Origin of the sequence: Sphingomonas sp. PvP055, assembly GCF_040546365.1 — a bacterium.
In the GTDB taxonomy this organism is placed as follows: Bacteria; Pseudomonadota; Alphaproteobacteria; order Sphingomonadales; family Sphingomonadaceae; genus Sphingomonas; species Sphingomonas echinoides_A.
The window spans coordinates 1,391,061-1,408,055 of the sequence record NZ_JBEPNS010000001.1 but is presented as its reverse complement, the minus strand read 5'-3'; the positions used below and the strand labels follow the sequence as shown (position 1 = coordinate 1,408,055).

Annotated in this window: 20 protein-coding genes and 1 tRNA gene; 15 read left to right on the top strand and 6 right to left on the bottom strand. The window is 65.9% G+C overall.

Annotated elements, in window-relative coordinates; translation table 11 throughout:
- Positions 1-14: 14 nt before the first annotated feature.
- From ABIC16_RS06800 to ABIC16_RS06755, 10 genes are all read left to right on the top strand, one after another.
- Positions 15-91, top strand: a tRNA-Trp gene (locus ABIC16_RS06800).
- 164 nt (positions 92-255) lie between these two features.
- Complete coding sequence (gene secE, locus ABIC16_RS06795) at positions 256-453, top strand: preprotein translocase subunit SecE (RefSeq protein WP_131527009.1); 198 nt, start codon at positions 256-258, stop codon at positions 451-453.
- A gap of 16 nt (positions 454-469) precedes the next feature.
- A complete protein-coding gene (gene nusG / locus ABIC16_RS06790; RefSeq protein ID WP_131527007.1) occupies positions 470-1,009 on the top strand; it encodes a transcription termination/antitermination protein NusG in 540 nt (179 codons plus the stop codon).
- Between the two features lie 115 nt (positions 1,010-1,124).
- Positions 1,125-2,585: an esterase-like activity of phytase family protein gene (locus ABIC16_RS06785; protein ID WP_354290523.1), complete on the top strand. Its 1,461-nt coding sequence runs from the start codon at positions 1,125-1,127 to the stop codon at positions 2,583-2,585.
- 135 nt (positions 2,586-2,720) lie between these two features.
- Positions 2,721-3,500, top strand: a complete 780-nt coding sequence (modA, locus tag ABIC16_RS06780; protein ID WP_354290522.1) for a molybdate ABC transporter substrate-binding protein — start codon at positions 2,721-2,723, stop codon at positions 3,498-3,500.
- 3 nt (positions 3,501-3,503) lie between these two features.
- Positions 3,504-4,187, top strand: a complete 684-nt coding sequence (gene modB, locus ABIC16_RS06775) for a molybdate ABC transporter permease subunit (protein WP_354290521.1) — start codon at positions 3,504-3,506, stop codon at positions 4,185-4,187.
- Positions 4,184-4,957: a molybdenum ABC transporter ATP-binding protein gene (gene modC, locus ABIC16_RS06770; protein WP_354290520.1), complete on the top strand. Its 774-nt coding sequence runs from the start codon at positions 4,184-4,186 to the stop codon at positions 4,955-4,957. The genes modB and modC overlap by 4 nt, the downstream gene beginning before the upstream one ends.
- A 121-nt stretch (positions 4,958-5,078) precedes the next feature.
- On the top strand, positions 5,079-5,759 hold the full coding sequence (locus ABIC16_RS06765) for a 50S ribosomal protein L25/general stress protein Ctc (RefSeq protein ID WP_354290519.1): 681 nt from the start codon (positions 5,079-5,081) through the stop codon (positions 5,757-5,759).
- A 169-nt stretch (positions 5,760-5,928) separates the two neighbouring features.
- Complete coding sequence (gene pth / locus ABIC16_RS06760) at positions 5,929-6,504, top strand: aminoacyl-tRNA hydrolase (RefSeq protein ID WP_354290518.1); 576 nt, start codon at positions 5,929-5,931, stop codon at positions 6,502-6,504.
- Entirely contained in the window at positions 6,501-7,109 is a 609-nt protein-coding gene (locus tag ABIC16_RS06755; RefSeq protein WP_277968652.1) for a TIGR02466 family protein, read from the top strand. The genes pth and ABIC16_RS06755 overlap by 4 nt, the downstream gene beginning before the upstream one ends.
- 27 nt (positions 7,110-7,136) lie before the next feature.
- On the opposite strand, the gene ABIC16_RS06750 is transcribed toward ABIC16_RS06755, so the two are convergent.
- Positions 7,137-7,772 (bottom strand): hypothetical protein, encoded by a 636-nt coding sequence (locus ABIC16_RS06750; RefSeq protein ID WP_354290517.1) that lies wholly within the window; start codon positions 7,770-7,772, stop codon positions 7,137-7,139.
- Positions 7,773-7,961: 189 nt separating this feature from the next.
- Between ABIC16_RS06750 and ychF the strand changes: the two genes are divergently transcribed.
- The 5 genes from ychF to ABIC16_RS06725 are packed head-to-tail and all read left to right on the top strand — an operon-like array spanning position 7,962 to position 12,889.
- On the top strand, positions 7,962-9,062 hold the full coding sequence (gene ychF / locus ABIC16_RS06745; RefSeq protein ID WP_277968650.1) for a redox-regulated ATPase YchF: 1,101 nt from the start codon (positions 7,962-7,964) through the stop codon (positions 9,060-9,062).
- Positions 9,062-9,433 carry a hypothetical protein gene (locus ABIC16_RS06740; RefSeq protein WP_354290516.1) on the top strand — a complete coding sequence of 124 codons (372 nt, stop codon included), beginning with the start codon at positions 9,062-9,064 and terminating at the stop codon, positions 9,431-9,433. The genes ychF and ABIC16_RS06740 overlap by 1 nt, the downstream gene beginning before the upstream one ends.
- 58 nt (positions 9,434-9,491) lie before the next feature.
- Positions 9,492-11,081 (top strand): hypothetical protein, encoded by a 1,590-nt coding sequence (locus ABIC16_RS06735; protein ID WP_354290515.1) that lies wholly within the window; start codon positions 9,492-9,494, stop codon positions 11,079-11,081.
- Between the two features lie 42 nt (positions 11,082-11,123).
- Positions 11,124-12,386 (top strand): alkaline phosphatase family protein, encoded by a 1,263-nt coding sequence (locus tag ABIC16_RS06730; RefSeq protein ID WP_354290514.1) that lies wholly within the window; start codon positions 11,124-11,126, stop codon positions 12,384-12,386.
- Positions 12,387-12,439: 53 nt separating this feature from the next.
- Positions 12,440-12,889, top strand: a complete 450-nt coding sequence (locus ABIC16_RS06725) for a MaoC family dehydratase (RefSeq protein WP_277968646.1) — start codon at positions 12,440-12,442, stop codon at positions 12,887-12,889.
- An 8-nt stretch (positions 12,890-12,897) separates the two neighbouring features.
- Here the strand turns inward: ABIC16_RS06725 and ABIC16_RS06720 are convergent, their stop codons facing one another.
- The 5 genes from ABIC16_RS06720 to petA all read right to left on the bottom strand — a co-directional run bounded on the left by ABIC16_RS06720 (position 12,898) and on the right by petA (position 16,871).
- On the bottom strand, positions 12,898-13,404 hold the full coding sequence (locus ABIC16_RS06720; protein ID WP_354290513.1) for a hypothetical protein: 507 nt from the start codon (positions 13,402-13,404) through the stop codon (positions 12,898-12,900).
- A gap of 81 nt (positions 13,405-13,485) precedes the next feature.
- On the bottom strand, positions 13,486-14,016 hold the full coding sequence (locus tag ABIC16_RS06715) for an adenine phosphoribosyltransferase (protein WP_354290512.1): 531 nt from the start codon (positions 14,014-14,016) through the stop codon (positions 13,486-13,488).
- 131 nt (positions 14,017-14,147) lie between these two features.
- Positions 14,148-14,966 (bottom strand): cytochrome c1, encoded by an 819-nt coding sequence (locus ABIC16_RS06710; protein WP_354290511.1) that lies wholly within the window; start codon positions 14,964-14,966, stop codon positions 14,148-14,150.
- 14 nt (positions 14,967-14,980) lie between these two features.
- Entirely contained in the window at positions 14,981-16,285 is a 1,305-nt protein-coding gene (locus ABIC16_RS06705; protein ID WP_354290510.1) for a cytochrome b, read from the bottom strand.
- Positions 16,286-16,295: 10 nt separating this feature from the next.
- On the bottom strand, positions 16,296-16,871 hold the full coding sequence (gene petA / locus ABIC16_RS06700; protein WP_354290509.1) for a ubiquinol-cytochrome c reductase iron-sulfur subunit: 576 nt from the start codon (positions 16,869-16,871) through the stop codon (positions 16,296-16,298).
- Between the last annotated feature and the right edge of the window lie 124 nt (positions 16,872-16,995).

Below are 16,995 nucleotides of genomic sequence, written 5' to 3'. Positions count from 1 at the left end.
GAGAGGCCCTAGATAGGGGTGTAGCTCAGTTGGTTAGAGCGTCGGTCTCCAAAACCGAAGGCCCACGGTTCGAGTCCGTGCTCCCCTGCCATATTTCCCGATGAGTACCCGATCGGCCCGCAGCTTGATTTTGCGGCGCACGCGGATTAGGGTCTTATCATTCCGAAATTGGGAATGACCGTCATTCGGCCCTTCACAGGGGCGGGTAGCGGGCCCATGTCCCAAAGCTTCGGCGATAAACACGAGTGCAGCACAGTGGCGAAGACGACCCCCCTCGAATTCATCCGTCAGGTCCAGGCCGAAACCAAGAAAGTCGTGTGGCCGACGCGCCGCGAGACGATCATGACCGGCGTGATGGTCGTCATCATGGCGACATTGCTGGGCGTCTTCTTCTTCGTCATCGATACCGCGTTCGAGACGATCGTCCACTTGCTGCTCACCCTCGCGAAATAACGGACAGACAGACGACATGGCACGTTGGTACATCATCCACGCCTATTCGGGTTTCGAGGGCAAGGTCCGCGACGCGATCATGGCGGAAGCGACTCGCATGGGGCTCGAGCAGCTCGTCGAGCAGATCGAGGTTCCGACCGAGACCGTGACCGAAGCCCGCCGCGGCAAGAAGATCGCGGTCGAGCGCAAGTTCATGCCGGGCTATGTGCTTGCCAAGCTCAACATGAACGACGACGTCTATCACCTCGTCAAGAACACCCCGAAGGTCACTGGATTCCTTGGACCAAATGGCAAGCCGCAGGCGATCCCGGAGTCGGAAGCCGCTCGGATGCTGAGCACCAAGGACGAAGCGGCCGCCGCTGCGCCCAAGCAGAAGGTTAAGGTCGACTTCGAGATCGGCGATTCGGTCAAGGTGCTCGATGGGCCGTTCGCGAGCTTCAACGGGATCGTCGAGGAGCTCGATTTCGATCGCAGCCGCGTCAAGGTTTCGGTGTCGATCTTCGGGCGCGCGACTCCGGTCGAGCTGGAATTCGAACAGGTCGAGCGCAGCAAATAAGCGCTCCCGCGGCCGGGCGTGCGCGCCCGGCCGTTTTCGATTGTTTCTGACTTATTGCTGTAATCGTACAGGGTTAATCCCGCGTTCATCATTCTCGAACGCGTAGGACAGCTGTATGATCTCCCCTCTTCGCTCGGCGGCCATGATCGCCGCTGCGCTGCTTCCGGTCGCGGCGAACGCGGGTCCGATCTACCTCGCCAACGGCACGATCAGCGGGAGCAGCGCGGGGGCGAACGTCGATCTTTCGGGGTTGACCGGGCCGCTTGAAAACGGGCTGCCGGGGAATATCTTGGGTGGGATCGGATCCGGCCTCGCTTATGCCGGCGGAAATACCTTCCTCGCGACGCCCGATCGTGGTCCGAATGCTACCGTTTATAACGCTTTTGTCGACGATACGACGTCGTATATCAGCCGTTTCCAGACGCTTTCGCTCTCTTTAACCGCCAATTCCGCCGGCACCGGCTTGCCCTTCGGCCTGACCGCCGCGTTGACCGGGACGACCCTGTTGTCGAGCCCGACCGCGCTCAATTACGGGAGCGGTGCCGGGCTCGGCACCAAGATCGACGGGACCCCGCTCGGCTCGGGCGCGCCGAGCCAGAACGCCAATGGATCCTATTATTTCACCGGCCGCTCGGACAATTATGCGGCGGGCACGTCTACCAATCCGGCGAACGCGCGGTTCGACCCCGAATCGGTCCGCGTCTCCAACGATGGCAAGAGCGTCTTCGTGTCGGACGAATATGGCCCCTACGTCCGCCAGTTCGATCGCGCGACCGGCAGCCTGATCAAGACCTTCGCGCTTCCCGCCAATCTGGCGGTGACCACCCTGTCTCCCAAGGGCGAAACCGAAATCGCGGGCAACACAATTGGCCGTGTTGCGAACAAGGGGATGGAGGGGCTCGCGATCACGCCCGACGGCAAGACGCTGGTCGGGATCATGCAGGCGCCGCTCGAGCAGGATCCGTCCAAGTTCGTCCGGATCGTGACGATCGACGTCGCGAGCGGCACGACGCATGAATATGGCTACAAGCTCACCGCAGGGTCGGGGGTCAGCGACATCGTCGCGATCAACGACCACGAATTCCTCGTCGACGAACGCGACGGCAAGGGGTTGGGCGATGGCAGCAAGGCCGCCGTCAAACAGGTGTTCCGGATCGACCTGTCCGGGGCCGCCGACATCACGCAGCTGGCGGGCACCGCCGCGAGCAAAGCGCAGACCGTGACCAAGACGGCGACGCCGTTCCTCGATCTCGTCAGCGCGCTGACCGCAGCGGGGGTGGCGACATCGCAGATCCCCGCGAAGATCGAAGGGATCTCCTTCGGGCAGGACGTGATGTACAACGGCACGCTGCTCCACACGCTGTTCATCGCGAACGACAATGATTTCGTCCCCGGGACCGCCGGACAGAATCAGGTGTACGTGTTCGGCTTTACGGATGCCGACCTGCCCGGCTTCGTCGCGCAGAGACTGACCGGCGCGGTGCCGGAACCCGCGACCTGGACGATGATGCTGTTCGGGTTCGCCGGGATCGGAACGATGGCGCGCCGTCGCAAGGCGGTTCCCCGCTCCGCCTGAACGCAACCCCACATCGGGCATTCCGGCGTCGGGCCGGGATGCCCGGGGTCGACTCCGGCGATCCGCTCGCCGCAGCTAGGCGTCATCGCCGATCCGCTATATGTCCGCCGATATAGCTCCCGATCGGACTCGTGCATGTATCGTCGTACCCTGCTTCTCTCGCTCGCCGCGGCTGCCGTCGCGTTCGGCCCGGCGGCCACATCGTACGCCGCCCCCCCTGCCCCGATCACCGTCTTTGCCGCAGCGTCGCTGACCGATGCGATGCAGGCGGTCGGCAAGGCCTATACCCGGCGCACCGGCGTCCCGGTGCGCTTCTCGTTCGCGTCGAGCAGCCTGCTCGCGCGTCAGATCGAATCGGGCGCGAAGGCGGATCTGTTCGTCTCCGCCGACCTCGCCTGGATGGATCATGTCCAGAAGGCGGGCCGGATCGATCCGCGTAGCCGCCGCACGATGCTGCGCGGCCGTCTCGCGCTCATCGCTCCCGCCAATTCACGCATCGCGCTCAAGATCGCCCCACGCTTTCCGCTCGCGCGCGCGCTCGGCCCGACCGGGCGGCTGGCGGTCGGCGATCCGGCCTATGTTCCGGCAGGGATCTACGCCCAGACTGCGCTGACTCGGCTTGGCGTATGGCCGAGCGTTCAAGGCAGGCTGGCGCGAGCCGACAACGTCCGCGTCGCGCTGTCCTATGTCGCGCGGCACGAAGCGCCGCTCGGGATCGTCTACGAGACCGACGCCTGGGCCGAGCGGAGCGTGCGGATCCTTGGCGTGTTTCCCGAATCCAGCCATCCGCCGATCGAATATCCCGTCGCACTGGTCCGGGGCGGCAACCCCGCCGCCGGGGGGTTCGCGTCCTATCTGCAAAGCCCGGCGGCGAAGGCGACGTTCCACCGCTACGGTTTCCGGACGATGGACTGAGGCGTGCTGACCGCCGCCGAATGGGACGTCCTCGCGCTGAGCGTATCGATCGCCGGGCGGGCGGTGCTGGGCGCGTTGCCGCTCGCCTTGCTGGCGGGGTGGATGATGGCGCGCACGCGCTTCCCTGGCAGGACCTTGCTCGATGCGGTGCTACACTCCTCGCTCTTCCTGCCGCCCGTGGTGGTCGGCCTCGTTCTGATCCTGCTGTTCGGGAATGACGGGCCGCTGGGACACGTCCTAGCGGGGTTTGGCGTCCAGTTGATCTTCACCGCGAACGGCGCCGCGCTGGCGGCGGGGGTGATGGCGTTTCCGCTGATGCTCCGCGCGTGCCGCCAGGCGATCGAAGCGGTCGACCCGCGGATCGAGGCCGTCGCGGACAGTCTGGGCGCCGGTTTCTGGGACCGCACGGTAACGGTCACGCTCCCGCTCGCCGCCCCCGGGCTGATTGCGGCGGCGGTGATCGGCTTTGCCGCCGCATTGGGCGAGTTTGGTGCGGTCATCACCTTCGCCGCCAACATTCCCGGCGAAACCCAGACGCTCGCGCTCGCCATCTACGCCGCACTCCAGCAGCCAGGGGGCGAGGCGGTCGCGCTGCGGTTGGCGGGGATCTCGTTCGGCGTCGCGATTCTGGCGTTGCTGCTGTCGGAAGCCTTGCTCGCTTATGGGCGGCGGCGGGGCGGGCAATGATCTCGATCGCGATCCAGCAGCGCGTCGGCGCTTTCAGCCTCGACGTCGCGTTCGACGGACCCGCGGACGGCGTGACCGCGCTGTTCGGGCCGTCCGGTGCGGGCAAGAGCACGACGCTCGCCGCGATCGCCGGGATGACCGCGATCGACACCGGGCGAATCGTGCTGGGCGAGCATGTGCTGTTCGACAGTGCCAGCGGGATCAACGTCCCGCCGCGCGCGCGACGGATTGGCTGGGTGTTCCAGGACGCCCGACTGTTCCCGCACCTGCGCGTCGAGGCGAACCTGCGCTACGGCCTGAAGCGGGCACCCAAGCCGCACCGGATCGGGTTCGACCATGTCGTCGCGGTGCTCGACATCGGCCATCTGCTGTCGCGTGGCGTGCGGGATCTGTCCGGCGGCGAGCGTCAGCGGGTTGCGCTGGGTCGCGCGTTGCTCAGCCAACCCGAACTCCTGTTGCTCGACGAGCCGCTCGCGGCGCTGGACGGCGGGCGCAAGGCGGAGATCCTGGCGTATATCGCGCGGCTCAAGGCGGATTTCGCGCTGCCGATGCTGTATGTCACGCACAGTCCGGACGAAGTTCGCGCGGTCGCCGACCATGTCGTGCTGCTGGAGCAGGGGCGCGTCGTCGCGCGTGGCGATGCCGCCATCGTCGGCGGTGCGCCTGTCAGCGCGCAAGTGGTCGGGCGCGACGAAACGGGGGTGCTGCTGCGGGTGCCGTCTTCCGCAATCGGCCCGGGCGACACAATCACGCTGTCGATCGACCGCTGACACCCGGCCACGCGCTCATCTTGCCTTTTGCGCCGTCTTCGCCTATGCGCTCGCGCTTCGGTCAGGGTCATCCCTGGAGGCTTGGCCGGAGACACCACTTCCAGTATTTCGGAGCATTGCAATGAGCGAACAGATGACGCTCGCAGCCGAGACGCGCGAACAGGTTGGCAAGGGAGCCTCCCGTTTGCTTCGTCGTGAAGGCCGCGTCCCCGCCGTAATCTACGGCAACAAGCAGGAACCCCTGTCGATCCACGTCGAAGAAAAGGCGCTGATGCGTCTGCTCAACACGGGTCACTTCATGAATTCGGTCGTCATGCTCGACGCCGGTGGCAACCAGGTTCGCACCCTGCCGAAGGACGTCACCTTCGACGTCGTCACCGAGCGTCCGGTCCATGTCGACTTCCTGCGGATCGGCGCGCATTCGACCGTCACCGTCGCGGTTCCGGTCGTCTTCACCGATGAGGACGAAGCCCCCGGCATCAAGAAGGACGGCGGCGTGCTCAACGTCACGCGTCACGAAATCGAAGTCGTCTGCGACGCAGCCGAGATCCCCGGCGAGATCACCATCTCGCTCGCAGGCCTCGAAGTCGGCGCATCGATTCACATTTCCGACGTGAAGCTGCCCAAGGGCGTCGAGCCGTCGATCGCCGACCGCGACTTCGCGATCGCCACGATCGTGCCGCCGACGGTTCCGACCGCAGCGGACGAGGAACTGGAAGCAGCGGTTGCCGAAGCGCAGTCGTCTGAAGCCGAAGCCGAAGCAGCGAGCGAAGCCGCTGCCGAGGGCGACAAGGCCGAGTAAGCCCGAGCGCCCTTTCCGGCTTGTGCGGAGAGGGACGGGAAAAGGGGGACAGTCTGCGGCGCGTGCGTCCGGCGGGCTGTCCCTTTTTTACGAATTCACTCTTCAGCGTCTTCCTGCCCGTTCGCTCGAAACGAACGGGACGAGAGAATGAGGGCAGGCAGAACACGACATGCAACTCTGGGCCGGTCTCGGGAATCCCGGTGCGCAATATGCGCTCAACCGGCACAATGTCGGGTTCATGGCGGTCGACACGATCGCCGAGATGCACGGCTTCGGCAGCGTCAAGAAGGCGTTCCAGGGCTGGACGCAGGACGGGCGGATCGGCAGCGAGAAGATCCTGCTGCTCAAGCCCGCGACCTTCATGAACGAAAGCGGCCGCAGCATCGGCGAGGCGATGCGTTTCTACAAACTCACCCCCGCCGACGTCACGGTCTTCTACGACGAGCTCGATCTCGACCCGTTCCGCGTCAAGGTGAAGACCGGCGGTGGTGCGGCCGGGCATAACGGCATCCGCTCGACCGCGCAGCATATCGGCGAGGACTTCCGCCGCGTCCGCATCGGGATCGGGCATCCCGGACACAAGGACAAGGTGTCGCCCTATGTGCTCGGCAATTACGCCAAGGCCGAGATGGACCCGCTCAGCGACGTGCTCGGCGCGATCGCGGCGGAGGCATCGTGGCTGGCGGCGGGCGACGACCAGAGATTTATGAGCGACGTCGCGCTCAGGCTTGGAGATCGCAAATGACCGTCCGCTCGTTGTTCGCAACGCCTTTTTATGATGCGAAGCTCAAGGATGCGGCGCTCGTCGCGGATCTCGACCGGTCGTGCCGGTTGCTGTCGGAAGAGGATCGCGCGGGGCGGACCTGGTCGAAGGCGCATGGCTATCGCGGCTATACCTCCTATGCGTCGCTCAACGACTTGCCGATGCGCGACCCGGCGTTCGCGGATCTGGTCAAACTGCTCAACAAGCATGTCGCGAAGTTTGCGGAAGCGTGCGCGTTCGACTTGCAGGGCGGGAAGCTCAAGCTCGACAGCCTGTGGGTCAACGTGATGAAGCCCGGCGGGACGCATTCGGGGCACGTCCATCCGCACAGCGTGGTGTCGGGCACGGTCTATATCGCGGTGCCCGAAGGATCGGGCGCGTTGAAGCTCGAGGATCCACGGTTGCCGATGATGATGGCCGCGCCACCGCGCCTTCCCGATGCGGCGGAGGAGCAGCGCAGTTTCGTCTATGTCGAGCCCGCGGCGGGGAGCGTGTTCCTGTGGGAGAGCTGGCTCCGCCACGAAGTCGCGCCGAGCTTTGCCAAGAGCGAGCGGATCAGCATCAGCTTCAATTACCGCTGGTCGTGATCTGGCGGGGGCGCCGGAACGCCCCCCTCAGAACGCGTAGGTCATCACCACGTCGGCGACCGGGTTGCGCGCGGTGCGGTCGGTGCTGCCCGCGCCGGGCATCGTCTCGTCCGCATACATTGCGGTCGAGCGCCCGATCATCATCCCGCCCTCGACGCCGATCTTCATCCGGTCGCTGACGAACCGGTCGTAGCCCGCGAGCGCGACCGGGGCATACCCCTCGAACCCGTCGCGCAAATTGACCACGTTCGATCCGCGGCGCGCCGCGCCGCGCGATCCGGGCATCCGCGAGGTCGCGCGGTACGTCATGTGGTAGCTGTTGCCGATCGACATGCGCAGACCGCTGTCGCCGTCGACATAGGCATCGCGCATCCCGGTCCCGCGTGGCCGAAAGCGGCGTTTGAGCGTGGTCTTGAGGCTGTCATCGTCGCGCTGCACGAGCCGCAGATCATAGGGTGGCCGTGCGGCATCATGCCCCAGAGCCGTTTCCCCCGCCCCGCCTGCGAGAACGCCGGATCCAACGGAGGAATTGATCCCCTCGGCGGGGGCTTCCGCCTGCATCGGCAGCACGATTGCCTTGAACCGCGGTGACGGCGCCGCGATGGCGGCGGACGACGTCAGCACGAACCCCAGACCAACATACCAGACCGATGGTCCCCGCATTTACACCGTCCCCACGTGATAATCCCGCAAAGTCCGACCCGAAAAGGGCGGACAAGCTGATGCAAATCAATCGTTTGACCGGAACGTTGGTTCCGCCGAAACATGCCGTGCGTGCGACATGCTGGCGTTTCGCCGCGCGAAGCCCTATCGCCCGGGCTTCCTATTCAAAACTGCGCTTCAAGGACCATCATGGGATTTCGCTGTGGGATCGTCGGGCTGCCGAATGTCGGCAAGTCCACGCTGTTCAATGCGCTGACGCAGACCGCTGCGGCGCAGGCTGCCAATTACCCGTTCTGCACGATCGAGCCCAACGTCGGGAACGTCGGCGTGCCCGACGACCGGCTGTCCAAGCTGGCCGCGGTCGCGGGGTCGGCCAAGATCATCGAGACGCAGCTCGGGTTCGTCGACATCGCCGGGCTGGTGCGCGGCGCGTCGAAGGGCGAAGGGCTTGGCAACCAGTTCCTCGGCAACATCCGCGAGGTCGATGCGATCGTCCACGTGCTGCGCTGTTTCGAGGATGACGACGTCACGCATGTCGAGGGCAAGGTCGACCCGATCGCCGACGCCGAGACGGTCGAGACCGAGCTGATGCTGTCCGACCTGGAAAGCCTCGAGAAGCGCGTCCCCAACCTCGCCAAGAAGGCGACGCAGGGCGACAAGGAAGCCAAGATCGGCGCCGCCGTGCTCGGCCAGGCGCTAGAGCTGCTCCGCGAAGGCAAGCCCGCGCGGCTGACCGTCCCCAAGGACGAGGACGAAGCGCGCGTGTTCGCCCAGGCGCAGTTGCTCACCGCCAAGCCGGTGCTCTACGTCTGCAACGTCGAGGAGGCGAGCGCCGCCGAGGGCAACAGCCAGTCCGCGCGCGTGTTCGAAAAGGCCAAGGCCGAGGGCGCGCAGGCGGTGGTCGTCTCGGCCGCGATCGAGGCCGAAATCGCGACGATGGACGCCGCGGAACGCGGTGAGTTCCTCAGCGAACTGGGGCTCGAGGAAACCGGGCTCGCGCGCGTCATCCGCGCCGGGTACAAATTGCTCTCGCTGCTGACCTTCTTCACGGTCGGCCCGAAGGAAGCGCGCGCCTGGACGGTCCATGCCGGGGCCAAGGCCCCGCAGGCGGCGGGCGAAATCCACACCGACTTCGAACGTGGCTTCATCCGCGCCGAGACGATCGCCTTTGACGACTATATCGCGCTGGGCGGCGAAACCGGTGCGCGCGACGCGGGCAAGCTGCGGCAGGAAGGCAAGGAGTATGTCGTCCACGACGGCGACGTGCTCAATTTCCGCTTCAACGTGTGATGTTGCCGGGCGGGCACGGCGCGCGTACTAGTGCGCGCGTGTTCGCCCGGATGATCCTTGCGCTGTTGCTGCTCGCCTTCGCCTTTCCGGCGCTGGCGAACGCGCCGTGCCATGATGCGCCGCTGGCGCCGCTCGCAATGGCGATGACGCACGCTGGCCATCAAGCCCCGCATCACGGCGTGCCTGCTTCCGACGAACGCGGCGTCGTGCCGCACATGTGCATCGGGTGCATCCCGCCCGCATCGATCGCACCACGCCCGATGACGGCGCCCGTCGCTTACGGCGCGGTTCGCCGTGCGATCGTCGCAAGCGCGTTCCCAGCGGGGCTCAGCGCCCCCCCGATCCTGCCCCCTCCGCGACCGACGGTCTGACGTACTGCGCGCGCTGACAGCGCGCGCGGCGACCGTATCGTTTCGCGAAGGACTTTTGATGAACCGACCCCTGCTGGTCACGGCCTGTGCCGTGGCCGCGCTGTTGCCGTCCGCGGCGCACGCGCAACATGCAATGCCCGGGATGATGCCCGGCATGAAGATGGACGCGCCCAAGCCAAAGCCGAAGGCCAAGCCCAAATCCGCCAACACGCACCCCGTTTCCCGTTCGGCGCCGCGCGCTGCTGCGGCAAAGGCCGACGCACCGTCGCAGAGCGTCGATCCGCACGCGGGACACGACATGCCCATGGACACCGCAACGGCCCCTCAGCCCGAGCCGGTGGCGCGGGAGACCGTCGACCCTCATGCGGGGCACGCAATGCCGATGGAAACCGCGACCGGACCCCGGATGGAAGGACAAGCGACCGCTTCACCAGAGCAACCCGCGATGGACCACGCCGCGCACGCCATGCCTGCCGGGCACGACATGGCTGGTATGACGATGCTCCCGTTCGACGGCGCTTACGGCGAAGGTTCGGGCACGTCGCGCAACCCCGGCAATGCCGGGCAGATGCTGGGCGAGCATCTGATGCTTGGCGACTGGGGCGTGATGCTCCACGGCTATGTGTGGGGCACCTATACCGATCAGGGCGGCCCGCGCGGGGCGAACATGGCGTTCGTCGAATCGATGGCGATGCTGTCGGGCACGCGCGATCTGGGGACGGGCGCGCGGTTGCAGTTGCGCACGATGATGAGCCTCGAACCGCTGATCGGCAAAGCCGGCTATCCCAATTTGTTCGCCACCGGCGAGACCGCCGACGGGGTCAACCCGCTGATCGACCGGCAGCATCCGCACGACCTGTTCATGGAACTCGCCGCGCGCGTCGATGTCGATGCGGGCAAGGGCAGCGCGTTCCTCTACGGTGGCCCGGTCGCCGAACCCGCGCTCGGGCCTTCGGCGTTCATGCACCGTGCCTCCGCCACCTATGAGCCGATGGCGCCGATCACGCACCATTGGTTCGACAGCACGCACATCGCCTACGGTGTCGTCACCGCGGGCTATGCCGCGCCGCGCTGGCAGATCGAGGCATCGGCGTTTCGCGGGCGCGAGCCCGACCAGTATCGCTGGGCGATCGAACGCCCGTCGCTCGATTCGTGGAGCGTCCGCGCGACCTGGACCCCCTCCCCCGCCTGGGCGGTGCAGGCGAGCCACGGACGGCTCAAGAGCCCGGAGCAGCTGGAAGCCTTCCGCAATGAAGCGCGCACCACCGCGAGCGTGCAATATGCGCGGGGCGGGGTCGCCACGCTGCTCGCCTATTCCGCCAAGCACAAGCTGCCGGGGCGCGTGTTGAGCGCCTGGCTCGCGGAGGTGAATTGGGGCGTCAACCGGCACGATACGCTGTTCGCGCGCGGGGAAAGCGTTGCGAATGACGAGCTGTTTCCCGATCCGGCGAGTCCGCTGCACGATCGGAAGTTTCGCGTCGGAAAGCTCGAAGGGGGCTATGCCTACCGTTTGCCGCTGGTCGGGCCGTTGGATCTGGCGGTGGGCGGCGCGGTCGGCATCTATGCCAAACCGAGGGCGCTCGACGCGGCCTATGGACGCTTCCCGGTCAGCCTCAGCCTGTTCGCGAAAGTGTCGCTCGCGCGATGAAACCGTCATGGTTGTGACACTGTTGCCGCGCTAGGGCGGGGCATGCGTTGGTCCACCCGTATTCTCGCCACGGCGCTGTGCGCCGCCCTGCAAGCCTGCGTCACGGCGCCGGTCAACGCGCCGCCGCGGGAGCCCAAGGTTGCGGTGGAGGCGGCGCGCGCACCGGTGACGATCCTGATCTCGATCGACGGTTTCCGACCCGATTATCGCGATCGGGGCGTCACGCCCAACCTCGACGCGCTTGCCGCGAGTGGCATCAGCGCGGCGATGCGCCCGTCGTTTCCGTCGGTGACCTTTCCGAACCATTATACCCTGGTCACCGGGCTGCGGCCCGATCGCAACGGGATCGTCGGCAACCGCATGGAGGACGCGCGGCGCCCGGGCGAGGTCTTCACGATGCAGACCGACGACCCGTTCTGGTGGACGCAAGCCGAACCGCTGTGGGTCACCGCCGAAAAGGCCGGGATCCGCAGCGCGACGATGTTCTGGCCGGGGTCGAACGTCGACTTCAACGGAATCCGCCCCGACGACTGGCAGCAATATGCGCATGCGATCGACGACCGCCAACGGGTGGATTCGATCATCGACTGGCTTCGCCGCCCGGCGGCAACGCGCCCGCACTTCCTCACGCTATATTTCGATGCGGTCGACAGCGCCGGGCACAAGTACGGCCCCGCCGATCGCCACGTCACTGCCGCAGTCCGGGACGTTGATACCGCGATCGGGCGGTTGCGCGACGGGCTGGCGGCGCTGGGACAGCCCGCCAATCTGGTGATCGTCGCGGATCATGGGATGGCCCCGATCAGCGCCGACCGCGTCGTGCGGATCGACCGGATGCTGCCACCCGGCGCGTTCAAGGCGATCACCGACGGACCGTATGTCGGGCTGAACCCCGCGCCGGGGCATGAGACAGAGGTCGCGCGCACGCTGCTGGGCGCGCACGATCATCTGCAATGCTGGCGAAAGGGCGAGGTCCCGGCGCGCTTCCATTACGGGCAGAACGCGCGCGTCCCTGCCTTTGTGTGCCTTGCCGAAACCGGCTGGCTCGCGCTGACCAGGGATGCTCCGATCGACCATCCGGTTTCGGGCGGCACGCACGGCTTCGACCCGGCGGCGCCCGAGATGGCCGCGCTGTTCATTGCCAGCGGACCCGCGATCAAGCCGCTCGGGGTGCTTGCGGGGTTCGACAATGTCGACGTCGCGCCACTGCTGCGCGATCTGATCGGTTTGCCGGCGGACACGACGCTGGATGGGGACGATGCACCGTTCCGGGGGGCGTTGCGGGGTTCAAGACCGCACCGGTGACCGTCATGAAATCAACGCTTGCCCTTGCTCGGTGACCGGTGAACACTCGCGGCATGCAGTATTTCGAAGACATCGTCCCGGGCACCAAGCAGGCGTTCGGGGAGTATAAGGTCACGCGCGAAGAGGTGATGGCGTTTGCCGAACGCTACGATCCGCAGCCGTTCCATCTCTCCGACGAAGCGGCCGCGACTACGCATTTCGGGCGGCTGTCGGCGAGCGGGTGGCATACCTGCGCGATGACGATGGCAATGGTGGTCGCCAATCTGGAAGCAAACCAGCAGGCCGGGCTGGGCTCCCCCGGGATCGACGAGCTGCGCTGGCTCAAGCCGGTCTATCCGGGCGACACGCTACGCTGTGAAACCGAGATCCTCGATACCCGCGCATCGCGGAGCCGTCCGGAAATGGGGAGTTACCGCAGCAAGATGACGGTACTTAATCAGGACGACGTGGTGGTGATGACGTTCGTGTCGACCGGGCTGATCCGAACCCGCCCGGTCGACTGACGCTTCGGTCAGCGGTGGGGGCGGCCACCGCCCGGACGCCGGCCCTCGAACCGCCCGCCACCAAAGCGCTGGCCGCCAAAGCGGCTGCCGCCGGGGCCGCGGTTGCCGAAGCGCTCGCGGCCACTGATTCCGGGACTACCAATGCCGGGACCGCCGCGAACCCCATAGTCGCGCCACATCGGTCGGATTTCCCGCCGCGCGCTGCGCCAGCCCTGCGCGCGCCCCTGCCAATAGCCGCGCTGCTGCGCGTTCCAGCGATAGCGCCGGTTCGAGCGATCGAAGACGTAATAGCCGGTGCCGGGGTAATAGAAATTGTCGTTCCAGCCCCAATAGGGGTTACCCGCGTACCCGCCATAATAGGGGTCCCACGCCGCATTGGCGTAGCCGACGTTGACCCCGCCATAGCCGCCGCCATAGCCATAGCCGTCCGCACAGCCGGAAAGCCCGAGCGTCGACCCGAAGGCAGCGACCGCGATCGCGAGTTTGGCCATCGGCCGGGGGAAGCGAAACGACATGGCGAGCTCCGAAAGGTGCTCGGCGATGGTCGAGCGTCTCCGGATAGAACCGCTCGCGCGGCGCGACGTTCCGCGCGGCGGCTAGTGCCCCGGAAACGCGACCAGCGAATCGACCGACAGTCCGTCGGCGCGGAGCGCGTCGGCGCCGCCCAGATCGGGGAGATCGACCAGGAACTGCGCCTGCTCGACCACGGCCCCCGCCTTGCGGAGCAGCCGTACCGCAGCGCGCGCGGTGCCGCCGGTGGCGATCAGATCGTCGACCAACAGCACGCGCTTGCCGGGCGCGCAGGCATCCTCGTGCATCGCGATCCGGTCGGTGCCATATTCGAGCGCGTAATCCTCGGCGATGGTGACGCCGGGGAGCTTGCCGTCCTTACGGATCAGCAGGACGCCCGCCTTCAACGGCACCGCCAGCGCCGCGGCGAAGATGAAGCCGCGCGCTTCGATCCCGGCGACGAGGTCGACCGGGCCGAGCGTCGCCGCCGCCATCCGCGCGATGCTGGTCGCGAACCCTTCGGCATTGAGCAGCAGCGTCGTGATGTCGCGGAACAGGATCCCCGGCTTGGGAAAATCGGGAATGGTGCGGATCAGTGCCTTCAAGTCATCGTTCACGGCCGAGCTTCCCTTGTCGTTCCGGCAAGTGCCGAGCGTGCCTCCTACCCGCAAGGTGGACGCCGTTCACGCAAAAAAGGGCGGCCCGGAAGTCTTTCCGGGCCGCCCTGTGATCGGTCGTTCGTGAACCCTCAGTGTTTGATGTCGCGCCAGATGTTCTGATACGCCCCATAAGCCAGCGCGGAGAAGACCAGCAGGAACAGTACCACCGCGATGCCTGCGCCATGCCGTGCCGGCAGGTTGGGTTCCGCTGCCCAGGTCAGGAAGGCGGAAACGTCCTTCGCATTCTGGTCGACGGTCGACTTGGTCCCGTCGAGATAGGTCACCTGGCCGTCCTGCTTCAGCGGGGGCGGCATCGCGATGTTGAGGTTCGCGAAATACGGGTTGTAATACAGCCCGTCCGGCGTCTTCGCGTCGGGGAACTTCTTGAGCAGCTCGGCGGGCTGGTCGGCATAGCCGGTCAGCAGCGAGTAGGTGTAGGCGGTGCCCTCATGCCGCGCCTTGGTGATCAGCGAGAGATCTGGCGGGTTGCCGAGGCCGGGATAATAGACCGCGGGGAACTTGTCGGCGGGCGTGTTGGGGCGCTCGACCTTGTCGCCGCTCTTGGGGTCGATATCGACCGCCTTGACCGCCCAGTCCGCCGCGAACTTCTTCACCTGCCCGGCGGAATAGCCGAGCTGGGTCAGGTCACGGAACGCGACGTGCTTGAGCGAATGGCAGTTCGCACAGACTTCCTTGTAGACCTGAAGTCCGCGCTGGAGCTGGCGCTGGTCGTAGGTGCCCAAGAAGCCGTTCGACGCGAGCGACAGCTCTTTCGGATGCTTGTGGAACTCTTCGGTCGCGGTCGGCGCGACCGGGTCGGTGATGAGTCCCGACACCGAGCTGAACAGGGCCAGCGCGAGGACGAAGACGAAGGCAGCGCCGACGGCCCAGGATATGTAGCGGATCATGCTCGAATTGCCCCTTATTCGGCCAGAACCGGGCTACCGCTGACCGCGGTATGCATCGGACTGGTGCCACCCTTGCCCGCCAGGACCGCCTCGGTGATCGAGTTGGGCAGCGGACGCGGACGCTCGGTCCGCGCGATGATTGGCAGGATGATCAGGAAGTGCGCGAAGTAATAGGCCGCGCAGATCTGGCTGAGGATCACGTACACCGGCTCGGCTGGCGAGCCACCGCAATAGCCGAGGATCAGCACGTCCGCGACGAGCACCCAGAAGAACGTCCGGTACACCGGGCGATAGTTCGACGAGCGCACCGGCGAACTGTCGAGCCACGGCAGGAAGAACAGCAGCAGGATCGACCCAAACATCGCGAGCACGCCCCACAGCTTGGCGGGCAGGATGAAGTCGACCGTGAAGGCGCGCAGGATCGCGTAGAACGGCCAGAAATACCATTCGGGGACGATGTGCGCGGGCGTCTGCAGCGGGTTGGCCGGAACGTAATTGTCCGGATGGCCGAGATAGTTGGGCGCGAAGAAGATGAGGCAGGCGAAGATCAGCAGGAAGATGCCGAGCCCGAACCCGTCCTTCGCGGTGTAATAGGGATGGAACGGGACCGTGTCCTGCTCGCCCTTGACGTCCACCCCCGTCGGGTTGTTCGACCCCGGGATGTGCAGCGCCCAGATGTGCATTATGATGACGCCCGCGATCACGAACGGCAGCAGATAGTGCAGCGAGAAGAAGCGGTTGAGCGCGGCATCATCCGGCGCATATCCGCCCAGCAGCCAGATCCGGATCGTCTCGCCGACTACGGGTATCGCCGAGAAGAAGCCGGTGATGACCTGCGCACCCCAGAAGCTCATCTGCCCCCAGGGAAGAACGTAGCCCATGAACGCGGTCGCCATCATCAGCAGGAAGATCGTCACGCCGAGCAGCCAGATCATTTCGCGCGGCGCCTTGTACGACCCGTAATAAAGCCCGCGGAAAATGTGGATGTAGACGACGATGAAGAACATCGACGCGCCGTTCGCGTGCGCATAGCGCAGGAACCAGCCGGCGTTGACGTCGCGCATGATGTGCTCAACCGAATCGAACGCGACCCCGCCGTTCGCCGCATAATGCATGGCGAGGACGATGCCGGTAATGATCTGGATGCCAAGCGCCGCGCCCGCGAGCACCCCGAAGTTCCAGAAGTAATTGAGGTTGCGCGGCACGGGATAGCCCGCGCCGACCGCGCCATAGACGAGGCGCGGGAGCGGCAAGCGCTCGTCGATCCACTTGGTAAAGCCGTTTTGCGGCGCGTAATGTTTGGCCCAGGGAAAACTCATCGTTCTATCCTCAACCCACCGTGACCGTTGTCGGCGTCGTGAATGCATATTCCGGAACCGCCAGGTTGGACGGGGCCGGACCTTTGCGGATGCGCGCCGCAGTGTCGTATTGCGACCCGTGGCACGGGCAGAAATAGCCGCCGTACTGGCCGCGATTCTCGCTGGCGACGATGCCTTGCGGGATGCAGCCGAGATGCGTGCAGACGCCGAGCGTGATGAGCCAGTTCTTCTTGCCGCGAGTCCGCTGCTCGAGCGTCTGCGGATCGCGCAGTTCGGAGAGCGCGACCTTGTCGGCGGCGGCGATCTCGGCCGGCGTCAGGTTGCGGACGAACAGCGGCTGTTTGCGGAAGGACGTGACGATCCCCGATCCGGCCTCGATCTTCGACAGATCGACCTCGGTCGTCGACAGCGCGAGCACGTCGGCGGAGGGGTTCATCTGATTGATCAGCGGGACGATCGCGATGACGCCGCCGACACCGGCGGTCGCCACCGCGGCGATGTTGAGAAAGTCGCGACGGCGCGGTGCTTTCTCGTGAAATGGAGCGGGATCTTCCCCAAGTGGCACGGCGGAATCGACTGTTGCCATTGACTAGCCCTTGTACCTCTGCCCTTCGCCCATCTGCTACGTGGCGACGGTCGATCGTTCATATTGGGAAGGCGCGACACGAATGTGCCTGCCTGCCGATCGCCCCCAAAGCGTTGATCGGGGA